This is a genomic window from Microcystis sp. T1-4, from assembly GCF_000297435.1.
GTDB lineage: Bacteria > Cyanobacteriota > Cyanobacteriia > Cyanobacteriales > Microcystaceae > Microcystis.
Genome location: NZ_CAIP01000161.1, coordinates 1 through 13154, shown reverse-complemented (window position 1 = coordinate 13154; position 13154 = coordinate 1). Strand labels below are relative to the sequence as shown.

At 42.8% G+C, this 13154-nt stretch carries 15 protein-coding genes; 5 read left to right on the top strand and 10 right to left on the bottom strand.

The features are described 5' to 3' along the window. Positions 1-86: 86 nt before the first annotated feature. Entirely contained in the window at positions 87-695 is a 609-nt protein-coding gene (gene rpsD / locus MICAI_RS09820) for a 30S ribosomal protein S4 (RefSeq protein WP_002737433.1), read from the bottom strand. Positions 696-1065: 370 nt separating this feature from the next. Here rpsD and MICAI_RS09815 point away from each other — a divergent pair, with 370 nt between their 5' ends. From MICAI_RS09815 to MICAI_RS09790, 5 genes are all read left to right on the top strand, one after another. After that, positions 1066-1566 (top strand): bifunctional nuclease family protein, encoded by a 501-nt coding sequence (locus tag MICAI_RS09815; RefSeq protein WP_008201073.1) that lies wholly within the window; start codon positions 1066-1068, stop codon positions 1564-1566. A 300-nt stretch (positions 1567-1866) separates the two neighbouring features. Beyond that, entirely contained in the window at positions 1867-2994 is a 1128-nt protein-coding gene (locus tag MICAI_RS09810) for an aldo/keto reductase (protein WP_008201072.1), read from the top strand. Positions 2995-3126: 132 nt separating this feature from the next. After that, positions 3127-4206 (top strand): class II fructose-bisphosphate aldolase, encoded by a 1080-nt coding sequence (gene fba / locus MICAI_RS09805; protein ID WP_002744497.1) that lies wholly within the window; start codon positions 3127-3129, stop codon positions 4204-4206. Between the two features lie 266 nt (positions 4207-4472). Continuing rightward, a complete protein-coding gene (gene ctpA / locus MICAI_RS09800; RefSeq protein ID WP_008201068.1) occupies positions 4473-5711 on the top strand; it encodes a carboxyl-terminal processing protease CtpA in 1239 nt (412 codons plus the stop codon). A 426-nt stretch (positions 5712-6137) separates the two neighbouring features. Then, positions 6138-7412, top strand: a complete 1275-nt coding sequence (locus MICAI_RS09790; RefSeq protein WP_008201064.1) for an ABC transporter substrate-binding protein — start codon at positions 6138-6140, stop codon at positions 7410-7412. Positions 7413-8304: 892 nt separating this feature from the next. Here the strand turns inward: MICAI_RS09790 and MICAI_RS27050 are convergent. The 9 genes from MICAI_RS27050 to MICAI_RS09750 form a co-directional block, all read right to left on the bottom strand. Continuing rightward, positions 8305-8445 (bottom strand): element excision factor XisH family protein, encoded by a 141-nt coding sequence (locus MICAI_RS27050; protein WP_255348755.1) that lies wholly within the window; start codon positions 8443-8445, stop codon positions 8305-8307. A 54-nt stretch (positions 8446-8499) separates the two neighbouring features. Continuing rightward, positions 8500-8877 carry a DUF5615 family PIN-like protein gene (locus MICAI_RS09785; protein WP_008201061.1) on the bottom strand — a complete coding sequence of 126 codons (378 nt, stop codon included), beginning with the start codon at positions 8875-8877 and terminating at the stop codon, positions 8500-8502. A gap of 20 nt (positions 8878-8897) precedes the next feature. Next, positions 8898-9326, bottom strand: coding sequence for a hypothetical protein (locus MICAI_RS09780; RefSeq protein WP_008201060.1), 429 nt, complete (start codon positions 9324-9326; stop codon positions 8898-8900). Between the two features lie 340 nt (positions 9327-9666). After that, on the bottom strand, positions 9667-9927 hold the full coding sequence (locus MICAI_RS27045) for a type II toxin-antitoxin system VapC family toxin (protein WP_008201058.1): 261 nt from the start codon (positions 9925-9927) through the stop codon (positions 9667-9669). Beyond that, the gene (locus MICAI_RS09770) at positions 9927-10160 is read right to left on the bottom strand and encodes a hypothetical protein (RefSeq protein WP_008201057.1); all 234 of its coding nucleotides are present in this window, start codon (positions 10158-10160) and stop codon (positions 9927-9929) included. The genes MICAI_RS27045 and MICAI_RS09770 overlap by 1 nt, the downstream gene beginning before the upstream one ends. 94 nt (positions 10161-10254) lie before the next feature. Then, on the bottom strand, positions 10255-10647 hold the full coding sequence (locus MICAI_RS09765; RefSeq protein WP_008201055.1) for a DUF5615 family PIN-like protein: 393 nt from the start codon (positions 10645-10647) through the stop codon (positions 10255-10257). After that, positions 10644-11018 carry a DUF433 domain-containing protein gene (locus tag MICAI_RS09760; RefSeq protein ID WP_002758892.1) on the bottom strand — a complete coding sequence of 125 codons (375 nt, stop codon included), beginning with the start codon at positions 11016-11018 and terminating at the stop codon, positions 10644-10646. Before MICAI_RS09760 ends, MICAI_RS09765 begins: the two co-directional genes overlap by 4 nt. A gap of 87 nt (positions 11019-11105) precedes the next feature. Beyond that, on the bottom strand, positions 11106-11366 hold the full coding sequence (locus MICAI_RS09755) for a hypothetical protein (protein ID WP_008201053.1): 261 nt from the start codon (positions 11364-11366) through the stop codon (positions 11106-11108). A 152-nt stretch (positions 11367-11518) separates the two neighbouring features. After that, positions 11519-13154, bottom strand: a 1636-nt coding sequence (locus MICAI_RS09750; protein WP_039899942.1) for a class I SAM-dependent DNA methyltransferase, incomplete at its 5' end; no start/stop codon positions are given.

Genomic DNA, 13154 nt, shown 5'->3' with positions numbered 1-13154 from the left:
ATATACCCTCAAAAATACTAAATTTAACCAATAAAATAAGGACGCTGCCAATTGCGTCCTCAAGGTGTCTGGAAAAGGGTTTTTTCCTAGACTTTCCGAGAGTAGTATTCCACTACTAACAGTTCATTAATCGAGAGGGCAATCCATTCTCTTTCCACAACGCCATTCACTTTGCCCACAAGGGTGTTTTTGTCAAATTCCAAATGACTCGGCAGGTTGGCTAAACCGGGGTATTCCATATTTCTTTTGACGAGATCCTGGGAACGCTCTTGATTTCTAACTCCAATCACATCACCCGGACGGCACTGATAACTGGCAATATCCACAACTCTACCGTTAACGGTGACGTGACCGTGATTGACTAATTGTCGCGCCCCCGGAATTGTCCCAGCCATACCGAGACGGAAAACGGTATTATCCAGACGCATTTCTAAGAGTTGCAGCAGCACTTGACCGGTGGAACCGGTAGCCCGGCGAGCTTTGCGGACATAGCGAACTAATTGTTTCTCGCTGACACCGTAGTTAAAACGCAGTTTTTGTTTTTCTTCTAGACGAATAGCATATTCTGAACGTTTTTTGCGGGCCTGGCCATGTTGCCCTGGTGCATAGGCACGACGGGCATTTTTACGGGTTAGGCCCGGTAATTCCCCTAAACGACGCACAACGCGCAAGCGCGGTCCTCTATAACGAGACATACAGACGGTCTGCTCCTATTTAAATTTATCCCAAAACTATTATCGTAGCACAAATTAAGCAATTTAGTTGGGGAGTGGGGAGATGGGGAAGTGGGTAGAGGGAATTATGAATTATGAATTATGAATTATGAATTATGAATTGGGGAGCGGGGAGTGGGGAGCAAAAAGCAGCAAGATTGGATCGGGGTATCCTGACTCCTGACTCCTGACTCCTATCTACTGAGGGCAGGTGATGTATTTTTTTCCTTAAAGATGAGGCTAATCTCTGCCATCTTAGGGCATACTGTGAGTGTAACTAAGCACTATATTACTCAGGTTGCTTTCCCACTCCTTCCCTAGCTGAATCTCTATCTTGGAGAAGCCATTAGTCATGATCGAAATGAAAGTCGCTGGAATTGCCCTAGACGCTATCACTCGCAGTCCCATTGTACTGCTGAAGGATGGTTCCGAGCGTCGCGCCCTACCTATCTACATCGGACAAGATCAGGCTAAGGCCATTATCACCGTCCTCGAACAACAAAAACCCCCTCGTCCTCTCACCCACGATTTGATCGCTAATATTTTTAAAGCTTGGGACATGGATTTAGAAAAGATTATCATCCATTCTCTCCAAGATAATACTTTTTATGCTGTTCTCTGTCTCCAGCGCGGCGAAGTCAAAAAAGAAATCGATTGTCGTCCCAGTGATGCGATCGCTATTGCCCTGCGTACCAACAGTCCCATCTGGGTAATGGAAGAAGTGATCGCTTCCGCTTCTATTCCTGTTGATCGTGATGCGGATGAAGAGGAACGTCAAGCTTTTCGCAATTTCGTCTCCAATCTTAGCCCCTCAGACCTGATCCAACGTCGCGGTGATTTTAGTGAGCAGTGAAAATTCAGGAGATAGGAGGGAGATAGGAGACAGGATTCAGGAGACAGGATTCAGGAGACAGGAGACAGGAGGCAGGAGATTATTTTTATTTATTCTCCCCATCACCCCACTTCCCCATCACCCCATTTCCCCATCACCCCACTTCCCCATCACCCCATTTCCCCATCACCCCATTTCCCCATGACCCCACTTCCCCATCGCCCCACTTCCCCATCACCCCACTTCCCCATCACCCCATTTCCCCATTTCCCCAATACCTTCTAACTGATAACTGGTAACTGATAACTGATAACTGAATCAATGCGTTATCGACGATTTGGCCGTACTAATTGGCAATTTTCGCTGTTTTCCCTGGGGACAATGCGCTGTTTGTCCTCAGAGTCGGTGTTTACCGCAACAATCGATCGCGCCCTAGAATTGGGGATTAATCACCTAGAAACGGCCAGAGGCTACGGTAATAGTGAAGTTTTTCTCGGTCGCTACCTGCAGCGTCAAGGGGTGCGGGAGCGGGTTTATCTGACCACGAAATTGGTCCCCACTGCTGATCGCCAGACTATGGAAAAAGCGATCGGCGAATCCCTAGAACGATTACAATTAAATTACCTCGATTGTCTAGCAATTCACGGTATTAACACCCGCGAGCATTTAAACTGGATTAAAGACCCGCAAGGCTGCATGAAAGCCGTTTTTCTGGCCCAAGAAGCTGGAAAAATCGCTCATATTGGCTTTTCTACCCATGCACCCCTAGAAATTATTCTGGAGACGATCAATACAGATTTCTTTGCTTTTGTCAATATCCATTACTATTTTTTTTGGCAAAGACAGCAACCTGCGATCGCTTTAGCCCAGGCAAAGGACATGGGTGTGTTTATTATTTCCCCTGCTGATAAGGGAGGTGGTCTCCACAGACCTCCCAAGAAGCTAGAGGAATTATGCGCCCCTTTTTCACCCCTAGAGCTAAATTATCGCTTTTTATTGAGCGATCCTCGCATTACTACCCTCAGCTTCGGGGCAGCGATCCCGGAGGAATTAGAGGCAATTATTAACGTATGTGAAGGAGATCAGCCCCTAGATGCGGCAGAAATTGCCGTTTTTAAGCGTTTAGAAGCACATTTAACCGATAAATTGGCTACAGATTTATGTAGCCAATGTTATCAATGTTTACCCTGTCCTGAAAATATTAATATCCCCGAAGTATTGAGACTACGGAATCTGGCAGTAGCTTACGAAATGACCGATTTTGGCCAGTATCGCTATCGAATGCTGGAAAATGCCGGTCATTGGTTCCCCGGACGCAAAGCGAATAATTGTACTGAATGCGGCGATTGTTTACCTCGCTGCCCGGAAAAATTGCCGATTCCCCGGCTGCTATTTGATACACACGAACTACTTAAGGGACCAGCGCAACGGAGATTGTGGTCATCTTAGGACGAAACCTAGAAAAATTTTTTTTGGGGATCGTCAAAGTGTAAAAACTATCTTAAGATTAACAGGTAAGAGAATTAACTTTCTTGAATTTAAAGAGACAAAAAACAAGAAATAGATTAAGGAGTAAAGGATATGGCACTCGTCCCCATGCGGTTATTGTTGGATCACGCGGCTGAGAACGGATATGGCATCCCCGCTTTTAACGTAAATAATATGGAGCAGATCCAAGCGATCATGCAAGCGGCGGCAGCCACCGACAGCCCCGTTATTCTACAAGCTTCTCGCGGTGCGCGCAAATATGCAGGGGAAAACTTCCTGCGTCACCTGATCACCGCCGCGGTGGAAACCTATCCTCATATCCCCATCGTGATGCACCAAGATCACGGTAACGAACCCGCCACCTGCTATTCGGCGATCCGTAACGGTTTCACCAGCGTCATGATGGATGGTTCCTTAGAAGCGGATGCCAAAACTCCCGCCACCTACGAGTACAACGTTAACGTTACTGCTGAAGTAGTAAAAGTTGCTCACTCGATCGGTGCTAGTGTGGAAGGGGAACTCGGTTGTTTAGGTTCCTTAGAAACCGGTAAAGGAGAAGCGGAAGATGGCCACGGTTTTGAGGGAGAATTAGATCACTCGATGCTGTTAACCGATCCCGATGAAGCGGTGGATTTCGTCGAAAGAACCCAAGTAGATGCTTTAGCAGTAGCCATTGGTACTAGCCACGGCGCTTACAAATTTACCCGGAAACCCACCGGCGAAATTCTCGCTATTAGCCGCATTGAAGAAATTCATAACCGCTTACCCAATACTCACTTGGTCATGCACGGTTCTTCCTCGGTTCCCGAAGATCTCCTCGAATTAATCAACCAATTCGGTGGCGCTATCCCTGAAACCTACGGTGTTCCCGTGGAAGAAATCCAAAAAGGCATCAAGAGTGGTGTGCGGAAAATCAATATCGACACCGATTGCCGTTTAGCAATTACCGCCGCAGTTCGTGAAGCACTATTCAGCAACCCGAAAGAGTTTGATCCCCGTTTCTTCCTGAAACCCTCGATCACGTATATGCAGAAAGTTTGTGCTGATCGCTATCAACAATTTGGTACCGCCGGTAACGCCAGCAAAATCAAACAAATGTCCCTCGATGACTACGCAGCCAAATATGCTAAAGGGCAATTAACCCAAGTCAGCAAAAAAGTTGTGGCTGTCTAGTAGCTGAACAATTAAGCGATCGCTTAATGGCACCGATCTAGTAGAATTTTTTGGGGTAGTTATGGTTAACTACCCTCTTTTTTATATAAGAACGATCGATCTCTCTGTCCTCTGTGTCTCTGTGGTTCGTTCCACTAATTCGCCCAGAAGACTGTATCTTAGAATACATTTTATCCACCAAACCTGGGAGAGCCGAATCGATTTCAGAGAAAAGACTATACTGAAAATAATCAGCAGATCAGCACTGGATTTATAAGAGAAGCAAGATGAGAAAAAAATCGTTGTGGGCGGGATTATTGGTGGGATTTTGGTTTTGTCTGACTTGGATGGCATGGACACCCACAGCAGCCGCCTTTAGCGAAGAACAAAAATTACTACTGCAATCTTGGCGATTAGTCAACCAATCCTATTATGATGACACCTTTAATCATCAAAACTGGTGGCAGGTGCGGGAACAATTCATCAAAAAACCCCTCAACGATCGGACGGCGGCCTATAATGCGATCGAACAGATGTTAGCCACTCTCGATGAACCCTTTACCCGTCTCCTGCGACCGGATCAATACCATAACCTACAAATTAGCACCACGGGGGAATTATCGGGGGTAGGACTGCAAATTAATATCAATCCCGACAATGGTTACTTAGAAGTGGTTGCCCCTCTTGCCGGTTCTCCTGCCGAGGCCGCTGGTTTGACTAGCCACGATCGCATTTTGTTTATTGATGGCATCGATACCACTACTTTAACCCTCGATGCGGCGGCGGCCAAAATGCGCGGCACCCCCGGAACAGAAGTTTCCTTAGTGATTCTTCCCTATCAAAAAAGTCAACCAAAAACCCTATCTTTAACCCGTCAACGCATTTCTTTAAGTCCAGTGGTAGCGGTTTTAGATAAAAATTCTAGTTCCTTGCCCATCGGTTATGTGCGCTTAAATCAATTTAGTGCTAACGCTGCTAAAGAAGTCTCGGAAGCAGTGACGAACCTACAAAAACAAGGAGCCAAGGGTTATATTTTGGATCTAAGAAATAACCCTGGTGGTTTACTGCAAGCGGGTATAGAAATCGCTCGGATGTGGATTAATCAGGGAACGATTGTTTATACAGTTAATCGTGAGGGAATTGCCGATAGTTTTGCCGCTGCTGGCAATGCTTTAACCGACTCGCCTTTAGTCGTTTTAGTCAATCAGGGAACCGCCAGCGCCAGCGAGATTTTAGCTGGAGCATTACAGGACAATCAACGAGGGGTTTTAGTGGGAGAAAAGACTTTTGGTAAGGGATTAATTCAGTCCCTATTCGAGTTACCCGATGGGGCAGGATTAGCGATTACCGTGGCTAAATATGAAACTCCCGGCCATCATGATATTCATAAGTTGGGAATTATGCCAGATCAAGTGGTGGCACAGGAACCAATCACCTATGAGGAAATCGGCACCGAAAAAGATAGTCAATACCAAACCGCGATTCAGTTTTTAAACCAGAACACCGTTTTAGCCAAGGCTTCCTAAGTGGGGTTTTCAGCCATCAGTTACCAGTTATCAGTTACCAGTTATCAGATGCGAGTTTTCAGGGTTCTTCGTTACTTGGTCTGGTTCGATCGGGTGGCATAAATCGACTAAATTCTTATCTGGCAAGAGATTTAATTGATTAGTTCGCTCTAGATCGAAAACAATTAACAAAAATCGCCAAATGTCTTTCTCTATAAGAGTTTCATCCCTTATAACCCTATACGTTGCATAAGACAAACCGAAGAACCATAATTCATAATTCATAATTCCTAGTGCATAAATCGAACAAATTAGCCGTTTTTTCCGTCAATATCTAAATTAAGATGGAAACCTGTTTGATTTGAAGAGAATGCTAACATCGATTAGAATTTTCCCAGTCCGGGCTTTTCAGCCTTCCAACCTTGACTCATCCTTGATTTTACCGCCATGCAGAGATGTATTCGATCGCCCCTAGCCCTAACCCTGAGCATCAGCCTCTTAGCTAATTTTTTAACCGCTTGTAATAATGCCCAAACCCCAGATAACAGTGATCAAGGTTTAAAATTAGGGGCTTTACTGCCCATTACTGGAGATTTAGCCGCTATTGGTCAAAATATGCCCGAAGCAGCCGCCCTAGCGGTAGAGACTATCAATGCCTGTGGTGGAGTCAATGGCAAACCCGTCACCCTGGTGAAAGAAGATGACCAAACCGATCCCGCTGCCGGTGCTTCGGCGATGACGAAACTAGCGGAGGTGGATAAAGTAGCTGGTGTGATCGGTTCCTTTGCCAGTAGCGTCTCGGGAGCAGCCGTCGATGTGGCGGTGAGAAATAAAGTTATGTTAGTCTCTCCGGGTAGCACCAGTCCCGTATTTACTGACAGGGCGAAAAAAGGCGATTTTCAAGGTTTTTGGGCGCGGACGGCTCCCCCGGACACCTACCAAGCTCAAGCTTTAGCGGTCCTAGCTAAGAAAAAGGGTTTTCAAAATGTGGCCACCGTCGTGATCAATAACGATTACGGAGTCGGATTTGAACGGGAATTCGTCGGTGCTTTCGATAAATTAGGCGGCACTATCACTAATAAGCAAAATCCTGTCCGTTATGACCCGAAAGCTGCCACTCTCGATAGTGAAGCGGCGGCTGCCTTCGCTAACCAACCGGATGCTGTAGCGGCAGTCCTTTACGCTGAAACGGGTAGTTTATTACTACAAGCGGCCTACAAACAGGGATTGACCAAAGGAGTTACCGTCCTCCTCACCGATGGGGTTTATTCGGAAGATTTCACCAAACAGGTGGGGAAAGGAACCGATGGTAAGTCAATTATTGCCGGCGCCCTAGGCACTGTCCCCGGGGCCGACGGTCAAGCTTTAAGCGCTTTTACTACTCTCTGGAAAGAAAAAACCGGCAAGGATGTCACTGCTTTTGTTCCCCATACTTGGGACGCGGCGATTTTATTGATGTTAGCGGCCGAGGCGGCTAAATCTAACACCGGTGAAGGGATTCAAAGCAAGATTCGTGAGGTGGCTAATGGTCCGGGGACGGAAGTAACCGATGCTTGTCAAGCCCTAGAAATGATTCGCAAAGGCGAAGATATTAACTATCAGGGGGCCAGTGGTAATGTGGATATCGATGAAAATGGCGATGTGGTCGGTAGTTACGATGTCTGGACTGTTAAGGATGACGGGACTCTCAAGGTTATTGATAAGGTGACACCCAATCAGTAATCAGGAGTCAGTAATCAGGAGGCAGAAGGCAGGAGGTAGGGGATAGGGTGATGGGGATTTAGGGGTTTAGGGGTTTAGGGAAATTTCAGCCAAATGCTCCACTTCCCCACTACTTCACTACCCCACTTCATAATTCATCATTCATACTTTGTGCTTTTTGTCAAAAAAACTTTTTTTTTGCAACAAAACTACACAAAAAAAAGATCATCGTTGTGGGTGAAATTGACTCATTTACCTGTCTTAATTAGGATTACCTTCTAGCTGTGGTAAGGGTTTCAAGCGTTGCTGTCCAAAAAAGCACAGAAAAACCGATTATGAAATTCAGTAAAATCGCTGTAACCATTGTAACATCGTTGTTAAATAAAAATATTTCTCAATTAATTTTTAAGAATTTGTAAATATTGCGGAATGTTAATTTAAATATTCTCAAGTTTTTGGCATTAATCAATAATTTTTGCTTATCTTTGTCGAACATTGGGTTAGGAGTAAGGAGTCAGTCCTGATGCCAAACTTGGCACCGCCAAACATGAAAATATTCTGATTGACGAATTTGCGTTATTTCAGCCTCTATTTTCCAGTCAGGAGCCGGTCGTCGGGAGGGGAAGTCAGAATAACAGAATCACCTCGCACGTCTGGAAGCAGACCCCTTCGAGATCGAAGAGCGAAAGTGCAGGGGTTTTGAGTCCCTCGGATCGGTTTCTCAACGTTTGTCTCTTGCACTTTTTTGACTAAAAAAGTACCTATTTGACTAAAAAAGTCCCTAAACCGTTTTCTAGCAAGGCTTCCAGTAATATTCAGCAAACCCTAATTAGGAGTCGGTTTACCTCACCGGTAGCATAGCGCAAGTTTGCATAATAACGGAGAGATTCAATAATAATTTGTCTCATTTTTTCTAAACTATCCATCTTAAAATAACCTCCTCAATTTTGTCAAAAACTAATAATTTGAATCGTTTGTTATCTAATAAAACTTGACCAATAGGATCTTCAAAAATATCGGCAAAAGCTTGTTGATGAATTGCTAAATATAAAATTATTTCAGATTTTTGTCATATCTTTGTAATTTTATAAGATACTTGTTAAATGAATCAAATTTTTGGCTTTAAATAAACAAGTCGGTTTGTCCAATCCTGTTTGCCTTGTAGATCCCATAAAGCTAAAAGTGAACGAATTAAAAGACCAAAATTGCTAGGAGGAATGGACTGATAATCGATAAAAATAACGCCACTATGACTTTTTTGAGCTTCTCCCCATTCGCACAAAAGCGGGGGAATAGTGTTCTGGTCGTATGTTACTAGGGTTAACTGGGCTTCGGTTGCGGCTTTTAAAACGATTTCATCCGAATCAGCCAAATATCGACCTTCTTGCCAAGTGATTAAAGGAAAAATCAGGATTTCTGGACGTTTAAGACTAATTTGTTCGGCAACCGTCGGAGAAATATGTTCATCTAATAAAAAAGATAGCATTTTAGCTATTCCCCACTCACTCACAGGGAATCAGGATAAACCGTAATTGTTTCTAATTGGGGTAAGAGCCGTTTGAGTGTCGTTTCATTGAGGGCTTGAGCCTCGGTGATCGCCTTTTGAACTTCTGACTGATAAGCTTCAGCATAGAGCAAAGCAGAGCGGACCCATTCGAGGGGTCGATGAAAATGTGCCGCCGTTTTTTGTTCATCTAGCGCGTAGCTTTGAGCAATTTGAATTACTTCCCAGAGAGCCAAACTGGAGTTTTTGAGGTAGGGTTGTCGCCCCAAAGGAGACTGGCGAAATTCAATATAGGGGAACTCGCTTTCTCTGAGGGATTCCTCAATTAAAATTGCGCTGGTTTCACTAGGGGTTTTTCCTAATCGGCGGGCCAACTGTTTAAGTCGTTCCGCTGTGCGATCGGGGAGTCGGGTACTGATAACTTGGGACATAAATTTTTTCAACCTTCAATTTTAAATCATCGATTTAGAGATATTATATGCCAATTGGCACAAGAGGAAGAGGAGGTCATTCTATATTTCCCAATACTTCATTAGAATTAGAAAATTCAACTTCAATTTAGATCATTCCTCTCAATAGCGCCATATCAGTTTTTTCCACTGATAACTGTTCACTGTATGAAGGATTTAGCAGTCGAGTGAACCCTGCTTGTTCAAAATGCCGATCTGATGTAAAGGCTAATGTAATTACTTCTTGCTGCATAATGACAAAGCTAATACAATCAGTTAGCCCCCAATCTTTATCAAGACGCTGACTATAAAGTTTCCAACCCTAATCGAAAAGAGATTTATTGAGCGGTATAATCTGTAAACCAATTAGATTGTTGAGGTGATTAATAAATCTAATTGTTTGAGAGCGAATTTTCGGCGAAAGCAGAGCATCAGCCACTTCCAATAAAACAAAATCTGTTGTTATAAGCTGACATTTCTGTTGTTGAAGATTCGCCTTAACACGCTTGGCTTGTTCATGAAAAACATCATCAACATTAATTAAGGCAATCCAGGCTGCCGTATCAACAAAAACCTTTGTCACTATTCCACTTCTCGCTTGGGTAGTCCGTGAATGTAATGATCGTGCTGATAGGACAGATCGGAAATTCCTGTATTCATCTGGCACTCTTCTAAGATTTGGTCAAACTCGTCCCAAAAATCATACCCTGGGGATCTGGATTCAAGCTGCTTTATGAGCATTGCGGCAATCTTATTTTGCTCTGATTCGGGGAGTTGTTTGACTTGAGCGATCGCCTCTTCTAATAGCTTTGTCATATCTTTGGAATTGTATAAAACCCTAATAACGATTATCTCATCATCTCGTTATCGTTACCAGGTTCTACCTGAAGCATACTTTTCAACAACAGTCTTATGGGATGAAAATTCGACCGACTCCCATATAGTTTTCTAGATCAAATAAAATCTCAATCAAGCGGGTAGCACATCTTTGCCGATAGCTACTTTCATCAAAGCGATCAGGGTTTCCAATTGTCAGAATTGGCAGGGAAGCGGGTGTATTTTCTTCACGTATGGTTTGTTCCAGCGAATCAATTCCTTTCATATTTCGATTTGCTGTAATTAAAATCATCTGAGTGTTTTGAGCAAATTGCCAAACAACCCGATCACTACTATCCATCGGCAATCCAACATCCTGAAAGGTGAAGAAGCGGATGGGCAAAAGATCAAGCCATCCTTCTGCTGAGAGGGTTCCCCAGAATAAAACAACATCGCCCGTTAAGTTGTCGTCAATCAGGAAGTTCATGATTGAGATTCAATGCGTGCTTTCCACTCTTGAAGCTTCGCACGAATGGTTTCTTGACCAGGCTTAGGGGGCATCGCCGCAATCTTGGCAAATCGCTCACGATTTCGCTCTTCCCAGTATTGACGAATTTCTGTCGCTGTCTGCAAGCATTCTTGATACTCGGCTTCAACCTCAGTACAATGGGTCTCAATGTATGCTAGGGCTGAATCAATCTGTCTATCATTAAGACCAAGTTTTTCACGAATCAGCTTGGGGGGATACTGAGCCTTTAGGTAATCCATAACATCATAAAGGGTAATTCGCGTACCGGCGATTGTCAATCCACGCTCTGTACGAATAATGGCTGATTGCCCGTTGGATACTAGAACCATACTCATAACCTTCTAGAATTTCATTCTATTGTACGTTATTTGAATGCTGAACAGCTTACCTAATTACTCTGAATAGCACTATATCAATCAGTTTTTTCTACTGTTCACTGTTAACTGTTCACTGTATCGCTTGGGTAGCCCGTGAATGTAATGATCGTGCTGATAGGACAGATCGGAAATTCCTGTATTCATCTGGCACTCTTCTAAGATTTGGTCAAACTCGTCCCAAAAATCATACTCTGGGGATCTGGATTCAAGTTGCTTGATGAGCATTGCGGCAATCTTATTTTGCTCTGATTCGGGGAGTTGTTTGACTTGAGCGATCGCCGCTTCTAATAGCTTTGTCATATCCTTGGAATTGTATAAAACCCTAATAACGATTATCTCATCATCTCGTTCCCAGGTTCTACCTGAAGAATAGTTTAAGGCAGCTCCTTAAATATTGTCTGTCAAGGCAAAGCTTTGGCACAAGCGAAAGGCATACAAGCAAGCATTTTCGGTTATTGAGGATTTTTTCTTTTCGGGGGTTTTTGTTTGCTGGTAGGGAGTAGGGGAGCGGTTAATTTTTCATAGAGTTCAAAGAGGTATTCAATACGGTTTAATTCACTGGTGAAAGGTTGGGGACGATAACACAAATCAACGGCTTTGTCAAGTTTTTGGTGAGCTTTGAGCAAGTCGGGAGGCATGGTTAAAGGATCGTATAAATCCGCAAGGCTACTATCAGGATATTTTACCCTAGTATCTAGCACAGCTTGAGCGCAAGTTTCAACGGTTTGTTTTTGTTTGTCGGTGATATTTTCTGGAAAGGGAAAATTATTATAAACAATATCTTTTGAATAACGATAATCACTTTTTAATCTGCCACACACATATTTAACCCATGCCATGTGCATTTCTGAAGTTAAGATACCAAATAAATATAGATTGGCATTAGGAATTAATAAAACTTGATCATTACCAATCACATTTTTATTCATAAAACCTATCGAAATATATTTTCTTCTTTCAGATGAGACACGGGGAACAAGTAAATAATTCGTGTCGGGTTGTGCTATTTGACAGAATAGAGTAGGTGTCGCCGCAAATTTACGAGTAGAAGCGGCTTTACTTTTTAATCTAAAATTTTTAACCCTATCTACTCTTTTGATGACTTCTGGTAATGTCTTTAATTCCCTGGGAGAAATATCAACTAACCATAGACAATAGCGACTATAACCATTAATAAATTCTTGCGCTCCTGTATAAGGTTTAATCCATTTTTCTGCCTTCGGCTCTAATTTTAAAAATTCTTCTTTTTCCAGTTCTGTAAAAATAAAATTACCACCATCTCTTGGCATACTACCAAAACGCATTAATGGAACATTAGATAAAGGAAAACTTCGATTAGAAATAATGATGTCACTTCCATCAACTAAATAGGGATTAATATTATTAGACTGAATAACTAATGATTCACCTTGAATATCTTCATAATCAAATAGAATCTTATTTGTTATATTAAAACTTGCAAAACCAATAATTATACAATGAACTGCCGCATTTCCTTTTGCTTCATTAATCCATTTAAAAGTACGATGGGCAAAATGAATTTTTAACTGATATTTCTGAAAAAGAATATTCCAAAGTAAGGCAACTTGCTCACCTTGAGATATAGAATTTGTAGAAACAAAAGCAACCCTGATTCTATTGCCCTGAATTATTTGAGCAGCCTTGATATACCATGCACACACATAATCTAAAACGCCTATTCCTTTCTCACCGTCGAAAACATAAGCCATATCATTCCTTTGCTGTTCGTTCATAATCATCGCACCAACAAAAGGAGGATTTCCTAAAATAAAATTGAGCTTCTCTTTTGATATAACTTCCTCCCAATCAATCCGCAAGGCATTCCCATGAACAATCTTTGCCGCTTTCTTTAATGGTAAACGCACAAAATACTGACCAAAAGTATTACTAACCTTAACATTCATCTGATGATCAATTAACCACATCGCCACTTCTGCTACTCTCACCGCAAACTCATCGTATTCAATACCTGCAAACTGATTGACATCTACCTGAATAATGGTACTAATATCTGTTACTAACTGCCCCGTTTTATCTAACTCCTGTAACACCAAAATCTCTAAATCG